Origin of the sequence: Variovorax sp. RCC_210, assembly GCF_041355175.1 — a bacterium.
Classification (GTDB): domain Bacteria; phylum Pseudomonadota; class Gammaproteobacteria; order Burkholderiales; family Burkholderiaceae_C; genus Variovorax.
Genome location: NZ_JBFUPJ010000004.1, coordinates 12344 through 35551 on the forward strand (window position 1 = coordinate 12344; position 23208 = coordinate 35551).

The 23208-nt window shown below is 67.2% G+C and carries 21 protein-coding genes; 6 read left to right on the forward strand and 15 right to left on the reverse strand.

All coding sequences use genetic code 11. The annotated features are described in order from the left end of the window. Positions 1-67: 67 nt before the first annotated feature. The 3 genes from AB6807_RS14940 to AB6807_RS14950 all read right to left on the reverse strand — a co-directional run bounded on the left by AB6807_RS14940 (position 68) and on the right by AB6807_RS14950 (position 3545). Positions 68-535: a PTS sugar transporter subunit IIA gene (locus AB6807_RS14940; protein WP_093127334.1), complete on the reverse strand. Its 468-nt coding sequence runs from the start codon at positions 533-535 to the stop codon at positions 68-70. Positions 536-725: 190 nt separating this feature from the next. Continuing rightward, positions 726-1055: a ribosome hibernation-promoting factor, HPF/YfiA family gene (hpf, locus tag AB6807_RS14945; RefSeq protein WP_116912465.1), complete on the reverse strand. Its 330-nt coding sequence runs from the start codon at positions 1053-1055 to the stop codon at positions 726-728. 342 nt (positions 1056-1397) lie between these two features. Then, positions 1398-3545 (reverse strand): ATP-dependent helicase, encoded by a 2148-nt coding sequence (locus tag AB6807_RS14950; protein WP_371085195.1) that lies wholly within the window; start codon positions 3543-3545, stop codon positions 1398-1400. A gap of 226 nt (positions 3546-3771) precedes the next feature. Here AB6807_RS14950 and corA point away from each other — a divergent pair, with 226 nt between their 5' ends. After that, complete coding sequence (corA, locus tag AB6807_RS14955) at positions 3772-4758, forward strand: magnesium/cobalt transporter CorA (RefSeq protein WP_116912467.1); 987 nt, start codon at positions 3772-3774, stop codon at positions 4756-4758. Positions 4759-4830: 72 nt separating this feature from the next. After that, the gene (locus AB6807_RS14960; RefSeq protein WP_116912468.1) at positions 4831-5586 is read left to right on the forward strand and encodes a YoaK family protein; all 756 of its coding nucleotides are present in this window, start codon (positions 4831-4833) and stop codon (positions 5584-5586) included. On the opposite strand, the gene AB6807_RS14965 is transcribed toward AB6807_RS14960, so the two are convergent. The 10 genes from AB6807_RS14965 to AB6807_RS15010 form a co-directional block, all read right to left on the reverse strand. Then, positions 5579-6355 carry a 5'-methylthioadenosine/adenosylhomocysteine nucleosidase gene (locus tag AB6807_RS14965; protein WP_371085196.1) on the reverse strand — a complete coding sequence of 259 codons (777 nt, stop codon included), beginning with the start codon at positions 6353-6355 and terminating at the stop codon, positions 5579-5581. The genes AB6807_RS14960 and AB6807_RS14965 overlap by 8 nt on opposite strands. A 4-nt stretch (positions 6356-6359) precedes the next feature. Next, positions 6360-7997 carry an ABC transporter substrate-binding protein gene (locus AB6807_RS14970; RefSeq protein WP_116912470.1) on the reverse strand — a complete coding sequence of 546 codons (1638 nt, stop codon included), beginning with the start codon at positions 7995-7997 and terminating at the stop codon, positions 6360-6362. Positions 7998-8042: 45 nt separating this feature from the next. Beyond that, positions 8043-9098, reverse strand: a complete 1056-nt coding sequence (locus tag AB6807_RS14975; protein WP_371085197.1) for a peptide ABC transporter ATP-binding protein — start codon at positions 9096-9098, stop codon at positions 8043-8045. Continuing rightward, entirely contained in the window at positions 9095-10138 is a 1044-nt protein-coding gene (locus AB6807_RS14980; RefSeq protein WP_371085198.1) for an ABC transporter ATP-binding protein, read from the reverse strand. The genes AB6807_RS14975 and AB6807_RS14980 overlap by 4 nt, the downstream gene beginning before the upstream one ends. Positions 10139-10155: 17 nt before the next feature. Further along, positions 10156-11079 (reverse strand): ABC transporter permease subunit, encoded by a 924-nt coding sequence (locus tag AB6807_RS14985; protein ID WP_371085199.1) that lies wholly within the window; start codon positions 11077-11079, stop codon positions 10156-10158. A gap of 4 nt (positions 11080-11083) precedes the next feature. Then, positions 11084-12088 carry an ABC transporter permease subunit gene (locus AB6807_RS14990; RefSeq protein WP_116912474.1) on the reverse strand — a complete coding sequence of 335 codons (1005 nt, stop codon included), beginning with the start codon at positions 12086-12088 and terminating at the stop codon, positions 11084-11086. 62 nt (positions 12089-12150) lie between these two features. Beyond that, on the reverse strand, positions 12151-13830 hold the full coding sequence (locus AB6807_RS14995; RefSeq protein ID WP_116912475.1) for a long-chain-fatty-acid--CoA ligase: 1680 nt from the start codon (positions 13828-13830) through the stop codon (positions 12151-12153). Positions 13831-13928: 98 nt separating this feature from the next. Further along, positions 13929-15428, reverse strand: a complete 1500-nt coding sequence (locus AB6807_RS15000; RefSeq protein WP_371085200.1) for an NAD(P)(+) transhydrogenase (Re/Si-specific) subunit beta — start codon at positions 15426-15428, stop codon at positions 13929-13931. Further along, the gene (locus AB6807_RS15005) at positions 15425-15757 is read right to left on the reverse strand and encodes an NAD(P) transhydrogenase subunit alpha (RefSeq protein ID WP_116912477.1); all 333 of its coding nucleotides are present in this window, start codon (positions 15755-15757) and stop codon (positions 15425-15427) included. Before AB6807_RS15005 ends, AB6807_RS15000 begins: the two co-directional genes overlap by 4 nt. Before the next feature lie 29 nt (positions 15758-15786). Beyond that, positions 15787-16917 (reverse strand): Re/Si-specific NAD(P)(+) transhydrogenase subunit alpha, encoded by a 1131-nt coding sequence (locus tag AB6807_RS15010; protein ID WP_371085201.1) that lies wholly within the window; start codon positions 16915-16917, stop codon positions 15787-15789. A 419-nt stretch (positions 16918-17336) separates the two neighbouring features. Here AB6807_RS15010 and AB6807_RS15015 point away from each other — a divergent pair, with 419 nt between their 5' ends. The 3 genes from AB6807_RS15015 to AB6807_RS15025 all read left to right on the forward strand — a co-directional run bounded on the left by AB6807_RS15015 (position 17337) and on the right by AB6807_RS15025 (position 19111). Further along, the gene (locus AB6807_RS15015; protein ID WP_116912479.1) at positions 17337-18050 is read left to right on the forward strand and encodes a response regulator transcription factor; all 714 of its coding nucleotides are present in this window, start codon (positions 17337-17339) and stop codon (positions 18048-18050) included. A gap of 128 nt (positions 18051-18178) precedes the next feature. Next, complete coding sequence (locus tag AB6807_RS15020) at positions 18179-18613, forward strand: DUF4019 domain-containing protein (protein ID WP_371085202.1); 435 nt, start codon at positions 18179-18181, stop codon at positions 18611-18613. Positions 18614-18622: 9 nt separating this feature from the next. Beyond that, positions 18623-19111 (forward strand): NUDIX hydrolase, encoded by a 489-nt coding sequence (locus AB6807_RS15025; protein WP_371085203.1) that lies wholly within the window; start codon positions 18623-18625, stop codon positions 19109-19111. 9 nt (positions 19112-19120) lie between these two features. Here the strand turns inward: AB6807_RS15025 and mnmA are convergent, their stop codons facing one another. Further along, positions 19121-20242 (reverse strand): tRNA 2-thiouridine(34) synthase MnmA, encoded by a 1122-nt coding sequence (gene mnmA / locus AB6807_RS15030; protein ID WP_371085204.1) that lies wholly within the window; start codon positions 20240-20242, stop codon positions 19121-19123. A gap of 184 nt (positions 20243-20426) precedes the next feature. On the opposite strand from mnmA, the gene AB6807_RS15035 reads away from it, so the two are divergent. Continuing rightward, on the forward strand, positions 20427-22154 hold the full coding sequence (locus AB6807_RS15035; protein WP_371085205.1) for a long-chain fatty acid--CoA ligase: 1728 nt from the start codon (positions 20427-20429) through the stop codon (positions 22152-22154). 49 nt (positions 22155-22203) lie between these two features. Here AB6807_RS15035 and AB6807_RS15040 read toward each other — a convergent pair whose 3' ends face one another. Continuing rightward, entirely contained in the window at positions 22204-23196 is a 993-nt protein-coding gene (locus AB6807_RS15040; protein WP_116912484.1) for an LLM class flavin-dependent oxidoreductase, read from the reverse strand. Between the last annotated feature and the right edge of the window lie 12 nt (positions 23197-23208).

The window sequence follows — 23208 nt, forward strand, 5'->3', positions numbered from 1 at the left end:
TTGCGTTGGAGTGACGGAAGAGGGAGCCGCGCAGCTTATCAGCAGCCGCGCGTGCCGACGCATGCGCTCAGGCGACTTGCGTGGACTGCCAGCCGGCGATCAGCCCGTGCAGGGCGGCCGCGTCGGTGCTGGACTTGATCTGTTCGCGCAGGCTGGCGTCGCTCAGCAGCTCGGCGATTTCAGACAGGATCTCGAGGTGCTTCTGCGTGGCCGCTTCGGGCACCAGCAGGAAGATCAGCAGCGCGACGGGTTGCTCGTCGGGTGCGTCGAAACCGATGGGGTTGGCCAGCTGGAACACCGCGGCCATCGGTGCCTTCAGGCCCTTGATGCGGCCATGCGGAATGGCAACGCCATGGCCCAATCCGGTGGAGCCGAGGCGCTCTCGCGCGAACAGGCTGTCGGTGATGAGGGCACGGCCCAGGCCGTGAAGGCTTTCGAACAGCAAACCTGCTTCTTCGAAAGCACGTTTTTTGCTGGTGGCGTCAACGCTCACGAGCACTTGAGCGGGCGGCAGGATGGACGCGAGGCGATTCATGGTGGGTGCAGAGCGGGGGCGATTATGCACCCGCTTGGTAAAAACCCCCAGTCCCCCTATTTACTTTCTGTCTACATGTTGCCCGCACGCCTCTTGGCGCCTGGGAAGCTTGCCAAAGTCCCAGTGCAGAGGTCGGAAAACAAAAAGGCCGCCCGCAGGCGGCCTTCGGCTTGCGCGCGGGGCGCTTTGCCTACATGAGGCGTTTGGGCGCGGCGTGATGGTGGTCCTGCAGCCGGTCCTTGTGGCGCACCACCTGGCGGTCCAGCTTGTCGACCAGTTCGTCGACCGCGGCGTAGAGATCAGCGTGGCTCGATTCCGCGAACATGTCACTGCCCTTGACGTGGATGTTGCACTCCGCCCTTTGGCGGCGTTCCTTTTCCTTTTGCTTTTCCACCGTGAGGATCACCTTCACATCGACCACCTGGTCGAAGTGCCGTGTGATCCGGTCCAGCTTGCTCGTGACGTAGGTGCGCAAGGCAGGTGTGACGTCGAGGTGATGACCGCTGATCGTCAAATTCATGAATGACCTCCTGGAATTGACGGTTGGGGAAATGACCGCGCTCCGGAATGAAGCGTGGCCGGGGGAACTGGGAAGTAGAGGGAGAGAGAGGGAAAGGGGGAAGAGAAGGAGAAATGAGACAGAAATTGGGGCGGTCGATTCACTATGCCCAAGCTGTCACGGTATTGCAATACCAGGGTTGCCCGCGGTGCCGCGAACGGGCGCGCGGCGTTTCGCACGCTCATGAATCCATAGCAGCCCATGCGCGCCGGGCAGGCCTTGCAGCCGTTCGCGCAGATGTGTGTCAGCTCGAAAAACCCGGTGACCCTCCCGGCGACAGGGCTTGCCCGCTCCCGCGCCGGCTCACCGCCAGGCGGCGCGCATCCGGTTGCGCAGGTCGATCACCGCGCTCGGCGGCGGCACCGCCGGTGGACGTTCGGGCGGGGGCGGCCAGGTCTGCTGTTCGAAGCCAGCCAGGTCGGCATCGGCGATGAAGCGCGTGCGGTTGGCGTACAGGTGCCGGTCGCCGCGCGCGGCCTGCTGCGTGACATAGAAGCGCTGCGGCACCAGCAGGTGCAGGTGGTCGCGCGCCCGGGTCATGGCCACGTAGAGCAGCCGGCGTTCTTCTTCCAGCTCCTGCGCGCCCTGCGCCACGTCGGCCGGCATGCAGCCGTCGACCACGTTGAGCACGTGCACCGAATTCCATTCCTGCCCCTTGGCCGAATGAATGGTCGAGAGGATCAGGTAGTCCTCGTCGAGCAACGGCGGGCCGGGGCGGTCGCTGGTGGCATCGGGCGGGTCGAGCGTGAGCTCGGTGAGAAAGCGCTCGCGCGAGCCGTAGCCGGCGGCCAGCCGCGCGAGCTGCTCCACGTCGGCGCGACGCACGCCGGAGGTGTCTTCGTACAGCCGCTCCAGGTGCGGCTGGTACCAGCGCATGGCCACCTCCACGTCGGCCGGCCACTGCAGCGCAGGCGTGCGCAGCGCGGCGTAGGTTTCGGCGAATTCGGTCCACTGCGCGCGCGCGGCGGCGGGCGGCACGAAGTCGCGCACCGCCGCCGCCGGGTCGGCGGCCTTGTCCATCGCGTCGAGCAGCCGCGCGCCCGTGGCGGGCCCGATGCCCGGAATGAGCTGCGTCACCCGAAAGCCCGCCATGCGCCCGCGCGGGTTCTGCGCAAAGCGCAGCACCGCCAGCAGGTCTTTCACGTGCGAGGCCTCCAGGAACTTGAGCCCGCCGAACTTCACGAACGGAATGTTGCGCCGCGCCAGCTCCAGTTCGAGCCCTGCGCTGTGCGACGAGGTGCGAAACAGCACCGCCTGCGACTTCAGCGCCAGCCCGCCCTCGCGGTGCGCCAGCACCTTGTCGGCCACCCAGCGTGCCTGCCCGGCCTCGTCGGCCACCAGCACCAGCAGCGGCTTGCCCGCCGACGGCTTGTCGGTCCACAGCGTCTTGGCATGCCGCTCGGCGGCCTGCGCGATCACGCGGTTCGACACGTCGAGGATGGGCTGCGTCGAGCGGTAGTTGCGCTCCAGCGTGACCACGCGCGCGGCCTGCGTGAACTGCGACGGAAAGTCGAGGATGTTGCGCACCGTGGCGCCACGGAACGAGTAGATCGACTGCGCGTCGTCGCCCACCACCGTCACGCCGCGCCCGTCGGGCTTGAGCCCGAGCAGGATGGAGGCCTGCAGCAGGTTGGTGTCCTGGTATTCGTCGATGAGCACATGGTCGAAGCGCCCGCCCATCTGCGCGGCCAGCGCGGGCTCGGCGGCCATTTCGGCCCAGTAGAGCAGCAGGTCGTCGTAGTCGAGCACGTTCTGCTGCTGCTTGGCCTCCACGTAGGCGCCGAACAGCTTCTTGAGCTCGGCCTCCCATTCGGCGCACCAGGGGAAGGACTCCTTCAACACCTGCCCCAGCGCCGCGCGCGTGTTCACGCAGCGCGAGTAGATCGACAGGCAGGTGCCCTTGCGCGGAAAACGGTTCACGGTGGACGACAGGCCCAGCTCGTGGCGCACCAGCCCCATCAGGTCTTCGGCGTCGCCGCGGTCGTGGATGGTGAAGTTTTCGTCCAGCCCGATCTGCGGGGCGTACTCGCGCAGCAGCCGCGCACCGATGCCGTGGAAGGTGCCGGCCCACGGCAGCACGGGCGGCGCCTCGGACTTCAGGCCCAGCACCTTGGCCAGCACCTGGCCGGCGCGGCGTTCCATTTCCTGCGCCGCGCGGCGCGAGAAGGTCAGCAGCAGCAGGCGCTGCGGATCGACGCCGCCGGCAATGAGATGCGCCACGCGGTGCGCCAGCGTGCTGGTCTTGCCCGAGCCGGCGCCGGCGATGACGAGCAAGGGACGCTCGTCGCCCTTGTCGCGCCCGGCATCGCCCTCGGCATGGCCGATGGCGGCTCCCACGCCATGCTCCACCGCCGCGCGCTGCGCCTCGTTGAGCGCGGACAGCGCGGCGGCCAGGCGCTCGGCCTGGGTCTTCGGCGCGGAAGGGAAAACGGGGAGCGCAGTGGTCTGCATGGCGCACGACTTTACTGTATGTCCGTCCAGTCCGGCCACCCCGGCGTCATATGGCCGGTGACATAATCGCGCCTCGCTGCAACCGGAGATTCTTCCCATGGAAACCGCCCCGTCTCGGCAGCTTTCAACTCCCTTTCACTGACGCGATTTTTCGCTCACGTCGGGCCCGGGAATTGAAAGCGCCCCCCTCCCCGCCCACGTTTCAGTCACACCCGGGAGTGAGCCCATGCTCAATATCTTTACGCTCGCCAACGGCCGCCTCGTCCAGGAAGAGATCGAGGCGCTCGAAGAGCTCTCCAAATTCCAGCCCATCTGGGTCGACCTCGAGTCGCCCACGCTCGAGGAAAAGCGCTGGATCAAGCAGTACTACGGCCTGTCGATCCCCGAAGACGCGATGGACGAGGACATCGAGGAGTCCGCCCGCTTCTACGAGGAAGACAACGGCGAACTGCACATCCGCTCCGACTTCCTGATCGACGACGACGAAGACCCCCGCACCGTGCGCGTGGCCTTCATCCTCAACCAACACAACACCGACCTGCGCAGCCGCGGCGTGCTGTTCTCGATCCACGACGAGGACGTGCCCGTGTTCCGCCTGCTGCGCATGCGCGCGCGCCGCGCCCCGGGGCTGATCGAGGACGCGAAGGAAGTGATGCTCAAGCTGTTCGACGCCGACGCCGAGTACTCGGCCGACACGCTGGAGAACATCTACGACGAGCTCGAAGTGGCCGGCAAGAAGGTGCTCTCGGGCAACGTCAGCGACGAGCTGGCCGGCGAGGTGCTGGGCGCCATCGCGCGGCAGGAAGACTTGAACGGCCGCATCCGCCGCAACGTGATGGACACGCGCCGCGCCGTGAGCTTCATGATGCGCAGCAAGATGCTCAACGCCGAGCAGTTCGAGGAAGCGCGCCAGATCCTGCGCGACATCGAGTCGCTGGACAACCACACGGCCTTCCTGTTCGACAAGATCAACTTCCTGATGGATGCGACCGTCGGTTTCATCAACATCAACCAGAACAAGACCATCAAGATCTTCTCGGTGGCCAGCGTGGCGCTGCTGCCGCCCACGCTGATCGCGAGCATCTACGGCATGAACTTCAAGTTCATGCCCGAGCTCGACTGGTCGCTGGGCTACCCCTACGCGCTGGTGCTGATGGCGGCCAGCGCGCTGGGGCCGATGTGGTACTTCCGCCGGCGCGGCTGGCTGAAGTAACGCGCACCGCCGGCGCAGCGCAAGCGCGGGGGACAACGGGTGTAGAGTGGCTGCCGACCCGGAGAGCCCCCCGTGCGCAGACTTCGCTTCCTCACCAACCGCCACCGCGCGCCGTCCACCAACATCGCGCTCGGCCTGCTGCTGGCCTTCAATGCCGGCGCCGTCAACGCGGGCGGCTTCCTCGTCCTGCACATGTACACCTCGCACATGACCGGCTTCGCCTCGCAGCTGGCCGACGGCATGGTGCTGGGCAACCTCACGCTGCTGCTGAACGCGCTGGGCGCCATCCTCGCGTTCGTGAGCGGCGCCGCGGTGTGCGCGGTGCTGGTCAACTGGGGCCGGCAGCACCGCATGCACGGCGTGTATGCGCTGCCGCTGGTGCTGGAGGCGGCGCTGATGTTCCCCTTCGGCCTCATGGGCGCCATCACGCTCACCTGGGCCACGCCGTTCGCGGTGCCGCTCACGGTGCTGCTGCTGTCCTTCATCATGGGCCTGCAGAACGCGGTGGCGTCGAAGACCTCGGGCGGCAGCATCCGCACCACGCACATGACCGGCAACATCACCGACATGGGCATCGAGATCGGCAAGATGCTCTACTGGAACGGCCGCGCCAGACAAGACACGACGGCGGTGCGCCACGACCGCGCCCGCATGCGCCGCGCCGGCGGGCTGGTCGGCATGTTCGTGCTCGGCGGCGCGATGGGCGCGCTGGGCTTCAAGTACGTCGGCTTCGTGTGCGTGGTGCCGCTGGCCGCCTTGCTGCTCGCGCTGTCGATTCCGCCGCTGCTGCGCGACATTCCGCGCCGCAGGGCCGCCCCGCTCAGCTGAGCGCCGGCAGCGTGGCCAGCCAGGCGCCGACCAGCGCCAGGCTGTAGCGGCTGGCCACCACGGCCACGAAGCGCGCGAAGTCGCCATGCGCCGCGTCGTCGGCCCGGTCGGAAATGGTGCGCATCGCCGCGAAGGGCACGCCGTAGTCGTGGCACACCTGCGCCACCGCCGCCCCCTCCATCTCGACGGCGAGCGCGTCGGGCAACTCGCGCTGCAGCGCCGCGCTCTCCGCCGTGGTCGAGACGAAGCGGTCGCCGCTCACCAGCAGCCCGCGATGCACCTGGGGCGACGACAAACCGAACTCGTCGACGCCCTCCTGCCCGATCAACGCCACCGGGTCGCGCAGCACGTTCGTGACGACCTGCGCCAGCGCATCGCTGATCGCTGCGTCGGCCGCGAAGCGCGACAGCTCCATCAGCGGCACCTCGTGCTTCGGAAAGATCGGCGATGCGTCCATGTCGTGCTGCAGCAGCTCGGTCGCGACCACCACGTCGCCCACGTTCACGCCCGGCGCCAGTCCGCCCGCCACGCCGGTGAACACGATGGCCCGCACGCCGAAGCGTTCGAGCAGCACAGTGGCCGTGACCGCCGCCGCGACCTTGCCGATGCGCGACAGCACCGCGACCACCGGCTGGCCGTGCAGATGGCCAACCCAGAAGTCGCGCCCCGCGACGCGCACGCGCTGCTCGTCGGGCATGAGCGCGAGCAATGCGCCCAGCTCCTGCTGCATGGCGGCGACGATGGCAACAGGAGCGGCAGGACCGGCCATGCGCTTACTTCATGTCCACGCCGTAAAAGGTATGGCGTCCGAAAGGGCTCAGCTTGAAGTCGACCACTTCCTTGCGCACCGGCTTCAGCTGCACCGCGTGCGCGATGGTGAACCACGGCGCCTGCTCCTTGAAGATCACCTGCGCCTTCTTGTAGAGCGCGTCGCGGTCGGCCTGCTTGGTCGTGCTCTTGGCCTTCACCACCAGGTCTTCGTACGGCTGGTAGCAGAACTTCGACACGTTGCTGCCGCTGGCCGACTTGGCCGATGCGCAGCCCAGCAGCGTGTACAGGAAGTTGTCCGGGTCGCCGTTGTCGCCGGTCCAGCCCATCATGCCCATCTGGTGCTCGCCGGCCTGCAGGCGCTTGCGGTACTCGCCCCATTCGAAGCTCTTGATCTCGGCCTTCACGTTGACCTTGGCCAGGTCGGCCTGCATCAGCTCGGCGATGCGCTTGGCGTTCGGGTTGTACGGGCGCTGCACGGGCATGGCCCACAGGTCGGTGGAGAAGCCGTCGGGGAAGCCGGCCTGCGCCAGCAGCTTCTTGGCGGCCTCGGGGTCGTAGGGGTCGTCCTTCACGGCGTCGTTGTAGGACCACATGCTCGGCGGAATCGGGTTCTTCGCGGCCACGCCGGTCGACAGGTACACGCCGTCGATGATGGCCTTCTTGTTGATCGCCATGCTCACCGCCTTGCGCACGCGCACGTCGTCGAAAGGCTTCTTGGTGGTGTTGAACGACAGGTAGCCCACGTTCAGGCCGGGCTGCTCCAGCACCTGCACGTTCGGGTCCTTGCGGATCGCGTCGAGGTCGGCCGGGTTCGGGTAGGGCATGACGTGGCACTCGCCCTTTTGCAGCTTGGCCCAGCGCACCGAGGCATCGGGCGTGATCGCGAACACCAGGTCGTCGATCTTCGCCTTGCCGCCCCAGTACTGCGGGAAGGCCTTGAAGCGGATGATCGCGTCCTTCTGGTACTGCACCAGGTAGAAGGGGCCGGTGCCGATCGGGTCCTGGTCGACCTTCTCGGGCGTGCCGGCCTTCAGCATGGCGATGGCGTATTCCTTCGACTGGATGCCCGCGTACTGCATGGCCAGGTTCGCGAGGAACGGCGCCTCGGGCTGGTTGAGCACGATCTTCACCGTGTAGTCGTCCACGCGGTCCACCGTCTTCAGCAGCTTGGGCATGCCCATGTCGTTGAAGTAGGAGTGGTTCTGGCTCGTCACCTTGAAGAAGGGGTCGCTCTCCTTCCACTGGCGCTCGAGCATGAAGATGAAGTCGTCGGCGTTGAAGTCGCGCGTGGGCTTGAAGCTCTTGCTGGTGGTATGCCACTTCACGCCCTTGCGCAGGTGGAAGGTGTACTGCGTGCCGTCGGCGGAAATGTCCCACTTCTCGGCCAGGCCCGGCACGACCTTGGTGCCCCCGCGCTCGAACTCGACGATGGTGTTGTAGACCTGCGTGGTCACGTCGAACGAGGTGCCGGTGGTGTTCATGCCCGGGTAGAAGTTCTCGGGGCTGCCTTCGGAGCAATACACCAGCGTCTTGGCGGACACGGCGCCGCAGGCCAGGCTCAGGGCCACGGCGGCGAGCGCGGTCGGTGCCAGCAGCGCCAGCTTGCGTGGGCGGCGCGAAACGGTGGACTGGGGCTTCATGTCGACTCCTTGAAACACGGTTGAAAAAGTGAAAACAGGCGGCCCTCAGGCGATCGCCGCCATCGGGACATCGGCGCGCACCACCGGCGCGCCCTCGAGAAACTGCTCGGCGAAATGGCAGGCCACCTGCCGCTCGTCGAGCATGCGCAGCAGCGGCCGCTCTTCGCGGCAGCGCGGCGCCACATGCGGGCAGCGCGTGTTGAAAACGCAGCCCGTGGGCGGGTTCAGCGGCGACGGCAGCTCGCCCTTGAGCACGATGCGCTGGCTGCTGAGCCCCGGGGTGGAGGCCAGCAGCGCCTGCGTGTACGGGTGCAGCGGCCGCGCGAAGATGCGCGACTTGGGCCCCTGCTCCACCGCATGGCCCAGGTACATCACGAGCACGTCGTGCGCAATGTGGCGCACCACGCCGAGGTCGTGCGAGATGAAGAGGTACGCCAGCCCCAGCTCGGCCTGCAGGTCGGCCAGCAGGTTGAGCACCTGCGCCTGGATCGACACGTCGAGCGCCGACACCGGCTCGTCGGCCACCAGCAGGCGCGGCGACAGCATGAGCGCGCGCGCGATCGCGATGCGCTGGCGCTGGCCGCCGGAGAACATGTGCGGATAGCGGTTGGCGTACTCGGGCCGCAGGCCCACGCGCGCGAGCATGTCGCGCGCCCTGGCGGCGCGCTCGGCCTTGCCCAGCGTGGTGTTGATGGCCAGCGGGTCTTCGAGCACCGCCGAGATCTTCTTGCGCGGGTTGAGCGAGCCGTACGGGTTCTGGAACACCAGCTGCACGGCCTGGCGCAGCTCGCGCTTGCGGTCTTGCGGCGTGTCGACCGCGTCGGCGCCGACCAGCGTGAGCTGGCCGGCCGTGGGCTTCTCGATGAGCGCGACCATGCGCGCCAGCGTCGACTTGCCGCAGCCCGACTCGCCGACCACGGCCAGCGTGCGACCGCGCTCGATGCGAAAAGAGATGTCGCCCACCGCGCGCAGGTGCGCCGGCGCGCGGAACATGCCGCGGCGGATGTCGTAGGTGCGCTGCAGGTTGCGGGCTTCGACGACCACGTCGGTGGATGCGCCGGTGGATGCGTCAGCAGATACGTCGGTCGATGCGCTGGTCACGGCATCACCTCCGCCACCTGTTGTCGCGGCGGGTCTTGCGCGATGGCGGCCAGGCGCCCCGGCTCGCCGAGCGGAAAGTGGCAACGCACCTGAGCACCCTGGGCACCTTGCATACCGTGCACCTCGCGCAACGCCGGACGCACCTGGCACGCACGCTCCGTCACGTAGCCGCAGCGCGGCGCGAACAGGCAGCCCGCGGGCCGGTCGTGCACGCCGGGCACCACGCCGCTGATGGTGGCCAGCCGGCCTTCGGGCGCGGCGCGCTCGGGCAACGCGGCGAGCAGGGCCTCGGTGTAAGGGTGCTGCGGTGACGCGAAGAGCCGGTCCACGCGCTGGTGCTCCATCACCTGCCCCGCGTACATCACCGCGATGCGCTGCGCCATTTCGCTCACCACGCCCATGTTGTGCGTGATGAGCACCAGCGCCATGCCGCGCTCCTTCTGCAGGTCGCGCAGCAGGTCGAGGATCTGCGCCTGGATGGTCACGTCCAGCGCGGTGGTGGGTTCGTCGGCGATCAGCAGGCGCGGGTTGCAGGCGATGGCCATGGCGATCATCACGCGCTGGTTCATGCCGCCCGAGAGCTGGTGCGGGTAGCTGCCCAGGCGCGACGACGCGGCCGGAATGCCGACCTGTTCCAGCAACTCGGTCGCGCGCTTCTTCGCCTCGCGCTTGTCGAGCTTCAGGTGCAGCCGCAGCGTTTCCATGAGCTGAAAGCCGATGGTGAAGCAGGGGTTGAGGCTGGTGGTCGGCTCCTGGAAGATCATCGCGACCTCCTTGCCGACCAGCGCGCGGCGCGCCTTGTCGGAAATGCCCAGCAGCTCCTTGCCCGCGAAGCGCATGTGGTCCGCGCGCACGCGGCCCGGAAAGCCGACCAGGCCCATCAGCGCCATCATCGTCACACTCTTGCCCGAGCCCGACTCGCCGACGATGCCGAGCACCTCGCCCTCCTCGAGCGTGAGGCTCACGCCGTCAACCGCATGCAGCACGCCGCCTTGGGTCGGGAACTCGACGTGCAGGTCTTTTATGTCCAGCAAAGGCATCTTGTCTTTCCTTTGCCTTAGCGTTTGAGCTTGGGGTCGAGCGCGTCGCGCAACCCGTCGCCCAGCAGGTTGAAAGCCAGCACCGCGGCAAGGATCGCCAGGCCCGGAAAGGTCACGACCCACCACGCGCGCAGCACGAACTCGCGCGCGTCGGCCAGCATGGTTCCCCACTCGGGCGAGGGCGGCTGCGCGCCCAGGCCGATGAAGCCCAGCGCCGCCGCGTCGAGGATGGCGGTGGAAATGCCGAGCGAGGCCTGCACGATGAGCGGCGCGGCGCAGTTGGGCAGCACCTCGCGGAACATCAGGCGCAGCGTGCCGGCGCCGCTCACGCGCGCGGCGGTCACGTAGTCGCGCGACACCTCGGCAATGACGGCCGCGCGCGTGATGCGAACGTAGTGCGGCAGCACCACGATGGCCACGGCGACCATCGCGTTGATCAGCCCCGGCCCGAGGATCGCGACGATCACGATGGCCATCAGCAGGCTCGGCATGGTGAGCACGATGTCCATGAGCCGCATGATCGCGATCTCGAGCACGCCGCGGAAAAAGCCCGCGACCAGCCCGAGCACCACGCCCACAGCCACCGAGATGGCCACCACCGCCACGCCGATCGACAGCGACAGCCGCGCGCCGTGCATCAGCCGCGAAAGAATGTCGCGCCCGATGGCGTCGGTGCCCAGCAGGTAGCTCGCGGAGCCGCCCTGCTGCCACGCGGGCGGCAACAGGAACACGGCGCTGTTGGTCTCGTTGGGCGCGTGCGGCGCGATCCACGGCGCGAAAAGCGCGACCAGCAGCAGCACAACGATGGTGACCAGCCCGATGACCGCGCCGCGGTTGGCCGAGAAGGCGGTCCAGAACTCGCGCCAGGGGCCGGGCGGTACTGCACGCTCGCCCGTGCTCTTGTTCTTGCCGGAGGTTGAAACTGCGTGTGTGTCGGCCATGGCGTCAGTGCCGGATGCGCGGGTTGATGACGCCGTAGGCCACGTCCACCAGCAGGTTGACCAGCATCACCAGCCCGCCGAGCAGCAGCATGCCGCCCTGCAGCACCGGATAGTCGCGCCGCCCGATGGCCTCGATGAGCCACTTGCCGACGCCGGGCCAGGAGAAGATGGTCTCGGTGAGGATGGCGCCCGTGAACAGCACGCCCACCTGCAGCCCGATGACGGTCACCACCGGTATCAGCGCGTTGCGCAGCGCGTGCAGGCCTACCACGCGAAAGCGCGACAGGCCCTTGGCGCGCGCGGTGCGGATGTAGTCCTCGCCCAGCACCTCGAGCATGGCCGAGCGCGTCATGCGCGCGATGACCGCGAGCGGCACCGTGCCCAGCACGATGGCCGGGAGAATGAGGTGGTGCAGCGCCGACCAGAAGGCATCGATGTCGCCCGCGCGCAGCGCGTCGATCAAGAGAAAGCCGGTCTCGGGCTCGATGAAGTACTGCACCGCGATGCGCCCCGACACCGGCGTCCACCCCAGCTGCACCGAGAAGAACAGGATGAGCAGCAGGCCCCACCAGAAGATCGGCATCGAGTAGCCGGTGAGCGACGTGGCCATCACGCCGTGGTCGAAGATGGAGTTGCGCCGCACCGCGGCAAGAATGCCCGCCGGCAGCCCGAGCAGCAGCGCGAAAAGAATGGCGCACACCGCGAGTTCCATGGTGGCGGGGAACAGCGCCAGAAACTCGCTCATCACCGTGTCCTGCGTGATGATCGACTTGCCCAGGTCGCCGTGCAGCACGCGGCCGATGTAGATGCCGTACTGCACGATCACCGGCTTGTCGAAGCCGTAGGCGGCGCGCAACTGGGCGTGGCGCTCGGGGTCGATGCCGCGCTCGCCGGCCATCGTCTCGATGGGGTCGCCCGGCACCAGCCGGATGAGGAAGAACGCGAGCAGCGTCATGCCGATGAAGGTCGGCACCAGCAGGCTCACACGGGTCAGGAGGAATCGAAGCATCGACCCGCGAATATGCAAGATCGATGCCGTGGCCCTACCCGGGCCGAACCCTTACACGCGGGCTACTTCTTGGCGTCGCGCAGCTCGCGGCGCAGGATCTTGCCGACCGGTGTCTTCGGCATGTCGGTACGAAACTCTACGATTCGCGGCTGCTTGTAACCCGTAAGGTTTGCCCTGCAGTACTCGCGCACCTGCGCCTCGGTGAGCGACGGGTCTTTCTTCACGATGACCAGCTTCACGCCCTCGCCGGTCTTCTCGTCGGGCACGCCGACCGCGGCGCATTCGAGCACGCCCGGAATGAGCGCCACCACGTCCTCGATCTCGTTCGGGTACACGTTGAAGCCCGACACCAAAATCATGTCCTTCTTGCGGTCGACCACCTTGAAGTAGCCGCGCTCGTCGACCACGCCGATGTCGCCGCTCTTGAAGTAGCCGTCGGGCGTCATGACCTTGGCGGTCTCGTCGGGGCGCTGCCAGTAGCCGGCCATCACCTGCGGGCCCTTGATGGCGATTTCGCCGCGCTCGCCCACGGGCACTTCGTTGCCTTCGTCGTCGAGTAGCTTGAGCCAGGTGTTGGGCAGCGGCAGGCCGATGGTGCCGGTGTAGGCGGTGCTGTCGGTCGGGTTGCAGGTGGTCGAGGGCGAGGTCTCGGACAGGCCGTAGCCCTCGCAGATGGAGCACCCCGTCTTCTCGAGCCACAGCTTGGCGACCGCGGCCTGCACGGCCATGCCGCCGCCGACCGAGATCTTGAGGTTCTTCCAGTTGACGGTGTTGAAGTCGGGGTGGTTCGCCAGCCCGTTGAACAGCGTGTTGACGGCGGGGAAGCTGTGGATGGTGTGTTTCGACAGCTCTTTCAGCACGCCCGCGATGTCGCGCGGATTCGGGATCAGGATCAGCTTGCCGCCCGTGCGCATGTTCAACATCATGCCGACCGTGAACGCGAAGATGTGATACAGCGGCAGCGCGCACACGCTGGTGGGCTGCTCGCTGGCCGGCACCTTCTTCATGGCCGGCTCGTTCCAGGCTTCCGACTGCAGCACGTTGGCGATCACGTTGCGATGCAGCAGCACCGCGCCCTTCGACACGCCGGTGGTGCCGCCGGTGTACTGCAGCACGGCCACGTCGTCGGGGCCGATGGCCACGGGCTTGGGCGAAGCGCCGGCGCCCTTGTCGAGCGCATCGTTGAAGCGCACCGCGCCCGGCAGGCTGAAATGCGGCACCAGCTTCTTGACGTTGCGCACCACGTAGTTGACCAGCGCGCCCTTCAGGAAGCCGAGCCGGTCGCCCATGGAGGCCAGCACGATGTGCTTGATGGGCGTGGCCGCGATGCACTGCTGCAGCGTGGTGCCGAAGTTCTCCATGATGACGATCGCCTTGGCGCCCGAGTCCTTGAGCTGGTGCTCGAGTTCGCGGGGCGTGTACAGCGGGTTCACGTTCACCAGGATCAGGCCCGCGCGAAGAATGGCCGCCACCGCGATGGGGTACTGCGGGCAGTTGGGCATCATCGCGGCCACGCGGTCGCCCTTGACCAGGCCCAGCCCCTGCAGATACGCGGCGAAGGCCTTGCTCTGCTTGTCGGTCTCGCCGTAGCTGATGTCCTTGCCCATGAAGCTGTAGGCCGTGCGGTCGGCGTACTTCTTGAAGCTCTCTTCCATGAGCGCGACCAGCGACGGGTATTGCGAAGCGTCGATGTCGGCGGGCACGCCTTGCGGGTAGCTGTTGAGCCAGGGACGGTCGGTCATTGGGTTTGTCTCCTCCGGGATCTGACAGTTGAAAACGAAAACGGCGCACGAAGTGGCGCCGCGAAGATTCGCCCGCGTGGCGGGCGTGGACCTTCGGCCTATTCGATGGCCTTGCCCATATCTTCCACTACTTTTTTAGCATCGCCAAAGACCATCATCGTCTTGTCCATGTAGAACAGCTCGTTGTCCAGCCCGGCATAACCGGCGGCCATGGAGCGCTTGTTCACGATGACGGTCTTGGCCTTGTAGGCCTCCAGGATGGGCATGCCGTAGATCGGGCTGCCCTTGGTGTGCGCGGCCGGGTTCACCACGTCGTTGGCGCCCAGGATGATCGCCACGTCGACCTGGCCGAACTCGCCGTTGATGTCCTCCATCTCGAAGACCTGGTCGTACGGCACCTCGGCCTCGGCCAGCAGCACGTTCATGTGGCCGGGCATGCGGCCGGCCACCGGATGAATGGCGTACTTGACGACGATGCCCTTCTCGGTGAGCTTCGCGGCCAGTTCCTTCACCGCGTGCTGCGCGCGCGCCACCGCCAGGCCGTAGCCGGGCACGATCACCACCGTCTCGGCATTGCCGAGCACGAAGGCCGCGTCGTCGGCGCTGCCGGTCTTCACCGGGCGCTGCTCCTTGGCCGCGCCGCCGGCCGTGGCCGCCTCGCCGCCGAAGCCGCCCAGGATCACGTTGAAGAACGAGCGGTTCATGGCCTTGCACATGATGTAGCTCAGGATGGCGCCCGACGAGCCCACCAGAGAGCCGGCCACGATCAGCATCGCGTTGTTCAGGCTGAAGCCGATGCCCGCGGCCGCCCAGCCCGAGTAGCTGTTGAGCATCGACACCACCACCGGCATGTCGGCCCCGCCGATGGGAATGATGATGAGCACGCCCATCACGAAGGCCAGCGCCAGCATCGCGAAGAAAGCGCCCCAGCTTTCCGTGGCCACGAACAGCAGGCCCAGCGCGACGGTCAGCAGGCCCAGCACCAGGTTGAGCATGTGCTGGCCCTTGAACTGCACCGGCGCGCCCTGGAACAGGCGGAACTTGTACTTGCCCGAGAGCTTGCCGAAGGCGATGACCGAGCCGCTGAAGGTGATGGCGCCGATGGCCGCGCCCAGGAACAGCTCCAGCCGGTTGCCGTACGGAATGGCGTAGCGCACGAAGCCGTCGAGGATGACGGCGCCGTCGGGCGTCTGCGCGCCGATGAGCGCGGCCACGGGCGCGGCCGTGATGCCGAAGGCCCACGGCTCGGCCACGGCGGCCACGCCGATGAACACCGCGGCCAGGCCGATCATGCTGTGCATGAAGGCGACCAGCTCGGGCATCTTGGTCATCTCGACCTTGTTGGCCATGAAGGCGCCCAGGCCGCCACCGACCACCACCGCCGCCAGCACGTAGGCGATGCCGGTGCCGAAGCCAACGTTCAATGAGCGCGCCTGTCCGTGGATCAGCGCGATGGTCGTCAGCACGGCGATCGCCATGCCGGTCATGCCGAAGACGTTGCCGCGGATGGAGGTGGTGGGATGGCTCAGGCCCTTCAGGGCCTGGATGAAGCAGACGCTGGCAACCAGGTACAGCAGCGTGACGAGGTTCATGCTCACTTGGAAGCCCCCTCTTCAGCCTTGGGTGCGGCCGTCTTCTTCTCTTTCTTCTTGAACATCTCCAGCATGCGCCGCGTGACCAGGAAGCCGCCGAAGACGTTCACAGCGGCCAGCGCCACGGCCAGCACGCCCATGGTCTTGCCCAGCGGCGTGGTGGTGAGCGCGGCCGCGAGCATGGCGCCCACGATGACGATAGCCGAGATGGCGTTGGTCACCGCCATCAGCGGCGTGTGCAGCGCGGGCGTGACGGTCCACACCACGTGGTAGCCCACGTAGATGGCCAGCACGAAGATGATCAGGTTGATGACTGTGTGGGAAACGGGATCCATGGGTTCTTCTCCTCGCGTGATCGCTGTGTCTACTTGCGGGTGACCTGGCCGTCCTGCGTCATGCGGCAGGCGGCGACGATGTCGTCCTCGAGGTCGATCTTCAGCGCGCCCTCCTTGGTGACGATCAGCTTGAGAAAGTCGAGCACGTTGCGCGCGTACAGGGCCGACGCATCGGCCGCCACCAGCGCCGCGAGGTTGGTCTCGCCCACGATGGTCACGCCGTGCTTGACCACGGTCTTGTCGGCTTCGGAGATCGGGCAGTTGCCGCCGATGCCGTCGGCGCCCTTGCCGGCGGCGATGTCGACGATGACCGAGCCCGGCTTCATGGCCTTGACCATGTCCTCCGTGATGAGCGTGGGCGCGGCGCGGCCGGGAATGAGCGCGGTGCTGATCACCACGTCGGCCAGCGCCACGCGCTTGGCGACCTCGACCTGCTGGCGCGCCAGCCAGCTCGCGGGCATCGGCTTGGCGTAGCCGCCCACGCCGACGGCGGCTTCCTTCTCTTCGTCGGTGTCGTAGGACACCTCGATGAACTTGCCGCCGAGCGACTCGATCTGTTCCTTCACGCTGGGGCGCACGTCGGACGCCTCGATGACGGCGCCCAGGCGCTTGGCCGTGGCAATGGCCTGCAGGCCCGCCACGCCGACGCCGAGGATGACGACGCGCGCGGCCTTCACGGTGCCGGCGGCGGTCATCAGCATCGGGAAGAAGCGCTGGTACTTGTCCGCCGCGATCATCACGGCCTTGTAGCCGGCGATGTTGGCTTGCGACGAGAGCACGTCCATGCTCTGGGCACGCGTGGTGCGCGGGGCGGCTTCGAGGGCGAAGGCCACGACGCCGGCCGATGCCAGGCGCTGCAGGCCGCCCGCGTCGAAGGGATTGAGCATGCCGATGACGACGGCACCGCTCTTGAGCAACGCGGTTTCCGCATCAGTAGGCGTGCGCACCTTGAGCACCATGTCGGCGGAAAAAGCGCCTACTTGGTCGGTGATCTCCGCGCCCGCGGCCTGGTAGGCCGCGTCGGTGACGCTGGCGGCAATGCCGGCCCCCGCCTGTACACGAATTGCGTGCCCCGAGGCGACCAGTTTCTTCACGGTCTCGGGTGTTACGGCCACTCGGGTTTCGCCAGCCAGTGTCTCGGCAGGCACGCCTATCAGCATAGAGATCTCCTCAGAGCAAGGGGGCACACGGAACGCGCGCAGAGCTTACAGCAAGATTACAGACGCCCGATGTCGCCAACATGCAGTCTTCTTCAGGCTTCAAGCTCCGATGAATAGTGCATTCACTGCTATTCAATTGATAGTGATCAATCGGCGTTTTCCCCAAGCTGCGCTGCAGCTGGAGCGCGGAGCGTCGCGCGATTCCTGCGCCCTGATGACCGGTCGGTCGCACTCACTTTGGGCGACTTTCACCAAACCAAATTGTTGGTAACTGTAGTTAACTGTTTTTAGTCTTCGTCTGAATTTCAGAATTAGCGTGCATTAGTTGCAAACTCGAAAAATCGACACAGTCGCAAATGGATACACTTCGCCCAAATCGTCGGCTCACGGAGGTCGGCGAAGGAGAAGAAGGGGATGGAATGCGTATTGCTGTACTCGACGACAGCCCGGACCAGCTCGCGCTGATCCGCAAAGCCATGGTGGGCCTCGGACACGAGTGCCACCTCTATAAAGAAGGACGAACACTTTTGCATGCCCTGCGGCGGCAGACCTTCGACTTCCTCATCCTCGATTGGGGCCTGCCCGACATGTCGGGGCCGATGCTGGTGAAGAAGCTCCGCGTCGACCTGAAGAACCGGCTTCCCGTGCTGCTGGTGACGGACTTCTACGACGAGAGCGACATGGTCGCGGCCCTCAACGCGGGTGCCGACGACTTCATGGCCAAGCCGCTGCGCTCCGGAGAACTCGAGGCCCGCGTCAACGCGCTGCTGCGCCGGACCTATCCCGCGCGCCACGAGGCGGAGCTGGTGTTCGGGCCGTACCACTTCTTTCCGCCCTCGCGGGTGCTGAAGGTGCGCGGCAAGGCGGTGGAACTGAAGAACCGCGAGTACGAGCTGGCGCTGTTCCTGTTCCAGAACATCGGGCGCCTGCTGTCGCGGGCGCACCTGCACGAGGCCGTCTGGGGACAGGGCGTGGAGGTGCTGTCGCGCTCGCTCGACACCCACATCTCGCGGCTGCGAACCAAGCTGGACCTGCGCCCGGACAACGGCTTCCTGCTGCTGGCCATCTACGGGCTGGGCTACCGGCTCGAGGCGATCGACGAGAACAGCATGTCGAAGCTCAGCGTGCGCTAGCGCCCATGGGCTGACAACTCGCCATCCGGGAATCTCTTCCGCGCGGCAGCCTCCAACCGTTCGTGCATCGCGTGGCGCCAGGCCCTCGCGCCCGGACCCAACAACCCAAGGAAACAGTGAAACAAGGAATGAACCTCATCGTCAGGCTGCTGCTCGCGATCACGCTGCTCTGGAACTGCCTCGGCCCGGCCGCCGCGCAAGACCTGGAGGCCAGCGACATGGTGCGCGGCGGCATGCAGGCCATCCAGATGATCGACCAGGGCAAGGCCGGCGAGCTCTGGGACGGCGCCTCGGCCACCGCCCGCAAGCGCGTGACCCGCGCCGATTTCACGGGCCAGGTCGCCAAGAGCCGCGCGCCTCTCGGCGCTCCCCGCATGCGCACCTGGGTCACGGTGAACCGGCAGGTCCTTGCGGACCCCGATGCCGAAACGGCGGGCCAGTACGTCAGCATCGAATACGAGACCCGCTTCGCCAACAAGCCCGACGGCACGCTGCGCGAACTCGTGAGCTTTCACCTCGACGGCGACCGCATCTGGCGCTTCAGCGGCTACGTGCTGAGGTAAAAGCCTCGCATGGCATCACCACGCTGGAAACCCAATGTCACCGTCGCGGCGGTGATCGAACGCGACGGACGCTTTCTGCTGGTCGAGGAGCAGGCCGGCGATGGCCTTCGGCTCAACACGCCGGCGGGCCACCTGGACCCGGGCGAATCCCCGGCCGAGGGCTGCGCGCGCGAAACGCTCGAAGAAACCGCCCACCATTTCACGCCGACCTCGCTCATCGGCATCTACATGGCACGCGCACGGCCGGTGGCGGAAGGCGGCGAAGACATCACCTACATGCGCTTCGCCTTCGCGGGAACGCTGGGCGCTTTCGAGGAAGGCCGTGCGCTCGACGACGGCATCGTTCGCACGGTCTGGATGACGCTGGACGAAATCCGCGCCAGCGTGGCGCGGCACCGCAGCCCGCTGCTGCTGCAGTGCATCGAGGACCACCTGGCCGGCAAGCGCTACCCGATGGAGATCGTGCAGGTCGACGATTCGGTGCGCTCGGCGCCCTGAATCAGCCGATCAGACGATCACGCCGCCGCCCAGGCAGCGCTCGCCGTCGTACAGCACGGCCGATTGCCCGGGCGTCACCGCCCATTGGGGCGCACCGAAACGCAGGCTGAATGCCTCGTCGGCACTCCCGGCCGCACCGGGTTCCCCGCCGCCCATCTCGCAGGGCGCATCCGCCTGCCGGTAGCGCGCCTTCGATCCGTACTCGCCGGCCGGGGGCGCCTCGCCCGACACCCAGCTCGCGCCGTCCGCCTTGAGCTCCGACGACAGGAGCCACGGATGGTCGTGCCCCTGCACCACCCACAGCGTGTTCTTTTCGACGTCCTTGCGCGCCACGAACCACGGCGAATGGTCGCCCGAGCCGCGCTGCGCGCCCTTGTCCTTGACGCCGCCGATGCCCAGCCCCTGCCGCTGCCCCAGCGTGTAGAAGCTCAGCCCCTGGTGCTCGCCCAGCTTGCGGCCGCGGTCGTCCTTGATGGGGCCCGGCTCCTTGGAGATGTAGCGGTTCAGGAAATCGCGAAACGGCCGCTCGCCGATGAAGCAGATGCCGGTCGAGTCCTTCTTCTTCGCGTTGGGCAGTCCGATGTCTTCCGCGATGCGGCGCACTTCGGTCTTGTGCAACTCGCCGACGGGAAACAGCGTCTTCGACAGCTGCGCCTGGTTCAGGCGGTGCAGGAAATAGCTCTGGTCCTTCGACGGGTCCAGCCCCTTGAGCAGCTCGTGCCTGCCAGTGGCTTCGTTCGACCGCACGCGGGCGTAGTGGCCGGTGGCGATCTTCTCGGCGCCCAGGCGCATGGCGTGGTCGAGAAAGGCCTTGAACTTGATCTCGGCGTTGCACAGCACGTCGGGGTTGGGCGTGCGGCCGGCCTTGTATTCGCGCAGGAACTCGGCGAACACGCGGTCCTTGTAGTCGGCGGCGAAGTTGACGTGCTCGATCTCGATGCCCAGCACGTCGGCCACGCTGGCGGCGTCCACGAAGTCGATGTTCGACGAGCAGTACTCGCTGTCGTCGTCGTCTTCCCAGTTCTTCATGAAGATGCCGACCACCTCATGCCCCTGCTGCTTGAGCAGGTGCGCCGTGACGGCGGAGTCCACCCCGCCGCTCAGTCCCACCACGATCCGATGATTTGCCATAAGCCCGCCATTGTCCCAGCCCGGCGGTAGGGGCTGGCGGCGTGTGGGAAATCGGGAAAACCCGTGTCGCCGGCTTGTCAGCGGCAACCCCACGGCGCGAAGGGCCGGCGCTACAGTGCCCCTGAACGAGGCGGCCCCGTCCGCCCGCGCGATTTGCAACAACAGCACAGCGGAGACAAGACGCATGGCCACCCCCTCCCCCGCCACGGCTTCCGGCCACGACCTGCCCTGGACGCGCAACTACCCGAGCGGCATGCGCTGGGACGCCGAACTGCCCGTGAAGCCGGTGCAGCAGATGCTCGACGAGGCCGTGGCGCGCTGGCCCGACCATTCGGCGGTCGAGTTCATGGGCCAGTCGCTCACCTACCGGGAGCTCGGCGCCGCGGTCGATCGCGCCGCCAGGGGCCTGCAGGACCTGGGCGTGAAGCCCGGCGTGCACGTGGGCCTGTACCTGCCCAACACGCCGCACTACCCGATCGCCTTCTTCGCCGTGCTCAAGGCCGGCGGCACGGTCGTCAACTACTCGCCGCTGGACGCCGAGCGCGTGCTGGCCCACAAGATCGAGGACAGCCGCACCGACATCCTGGTCACGCTCGACCTCGTCAACCTGTACCCGCTGATGGCGCGCCTGCTCGACAACTCGCGCCTGAAGACGCTGGTGGTCGGCAGCCTCGGCGACTACGGCGCGGCGGGCGACAAGGTGCAGGCGCAACTGCAGGCGGCCGGCCAGGTCGCGCCCGTGCCCACCGACGCGCGCCACGTGCGCTTCACCGACCTGCTGAAGAGCCAGGGCGCGCACCACGCGTACCCGCTGGGCGACCTGGCCGAGGAGATCGTGGTGCTGCAGTACACCGGCGGCACCACCGGCTTGCCCAAGGGCGCGATGCTCACGCACGCCAACCTCACCTCGGCCTCGGCGCAGTACTACGAGTCCACGCGCGGCGAGCCGCCCATCCTGGACGAAGGCAAGGAGCGCTTCCTGGTGGTGCTGCCGCTGTTCCACATCTTCGCGCTCAGCGCCGCGATGCTGCTCGGCGTGCGGCTGGGCGCGGCGCTGGTGCTGCACACGCGCTTCGATGTCGACGCGGTCATGAACGAGCTCGCGGCCAGCAAGATCAGCGTGTTCCCCGGCGTGCCGACGATGTACACCGCCATCCTCTCGCACCCCAAGGCGAAGGAGATGGACCTGCGCTCGCTCAAGTTCTGCGGCTCGGGCGGCGCGCCGCTGCCGGTGGAGGTGGAGCAGCGCTTCTTCGCGCTCACCGGCTGCCACCTGAACGAAGGCTGGGGCATGACCGAGACCTCGCCCGTGGGCACCTTCACGCCCGCGCGCGGCGTGCGCAAGGCAGGCTCGTGCGGCATGCCGCTGCCGCAGGTGCGCATCAAGCTCGTGAGCCTGGACGATCCGGCCAAGGACGTCACCACCTTCGGCGAAGCCGGCGAGCTGTGCATCAGCGGCCCGAACGTGATGAAGGGCTACTGGAACAACCCGAAGGCCACCGCCGAGTCGATGACCGCCGACGGCTATTTCCGCAGCGGCGACGTCGCCAAGATGGACGCCGACGGCTACCTCTACATCGTCGACCGCACCAAGGACATGCTGCTGTGCGGCGGCTACAACGTGTACCCGCGCGTGCTGGAAGAAGCGGTGTACGAACACCCTTCGGTGGCCGAGGTGTGCGTGATCGGCATTCCCGACGACTACCGCGGCCAGTCGCCCAAGGCCTTCGTGAAGCTGAAGGAAGGCGCGCAGGAACTGACGCTGGACGCGCTCAAGGCCTTCCTGAAAGACCGCCTGGGCAAGCACGAGATGATCGGCGCGCTGGAGATTCGCGCGGAGCTGCCGAAGACGGCGGTGGGCAAGCTCTCGAAGAAGGACCTCGTGGACGAGGAAGCCCGCAGGCGAGGCTGAACACGAGGCTGAACAGCAAAAGCCCGCCAGCGGGCTCGAGCCTCGGTGGTTACTGCTTCTTCTGCCCGAACGCCTCGGCCAGCAGCTCGTAGGAGCGCAGCCGGGCCGCATGGTCGAACACCTGCGAGGTGATCATGAGTTCGTCCGCGCCGGTGCGCGCCACGAAGGCTTCCACGCCCTTCTTCACCGTCTCGACCGAGCCCACGGCGGAGCACGACAGCACCGAGTCGAGCAGCGCGTTCTCGGCCGGCCCGACCTTCTGGCGGTAGTTTTCCACCGGCGGCGGCAGGCGGCCGGGGCGGCCGCTGCGCAGGTTCACGAAGGCCTGCTGCCACGAGGTGGCGCGGAACTCGGCCTCGGCGTCGGTGTCGGCCGCGAACACGTTGAAGCCCAGCATCACGTACGGCTTGCTCAACTGCGCCGACGGCTTGAAGGTCTCGCGGTAGATCTGGATGGCCTGCATGATCTGCTGCGGCGCGAAGTGCGAGGCGAACGCATAGGGCAGGCCCAGGTGTGCCGCCAGCTGCGCGCCGAAGGTGCTGGAGCCCAGGATCCACACCGGCACCTCGAGCCCCGCGCCCGGCACGGCTTTCACGGCCTGCTGGGGCGCCTTCGACATGAAATCCATCAGCTCGACCACGTCCTGCGGGAACTGGTCTGAGTCCGACTCCAGGTTGCGCCGCAGGGCGCGCGCGGTGCGCTGGTCGGAGCCGGGCGCGCGGCCCAGGCCCAGGTCGACGCGCCCCGGATACAGCGACTCCAGCGTGCCGAACTGCTCGGCGATCACCAGCGGCGAATGGTTGGGCAGCATCACCCCGCCGGCGCCGATGCGGATGGTGGAGGTGCCCGCCCCCACGTACGACAGCAGCACGGCCGTGGCCGCGCTCGCGATGCCCGGCATGCCGTGGTGCTCGGCCAGCCAGTAGCGCGTGTAGCCCAGCTTTTCGCCTTGCTGCGCGAGCGAGAGCGAGTTGCGGAACGACTGCGCGGCGTCGCTGCCCTCGGTGATCGGGGAAAGGTCGAGGATCGATAACGGAATCATGGCGCGATCATG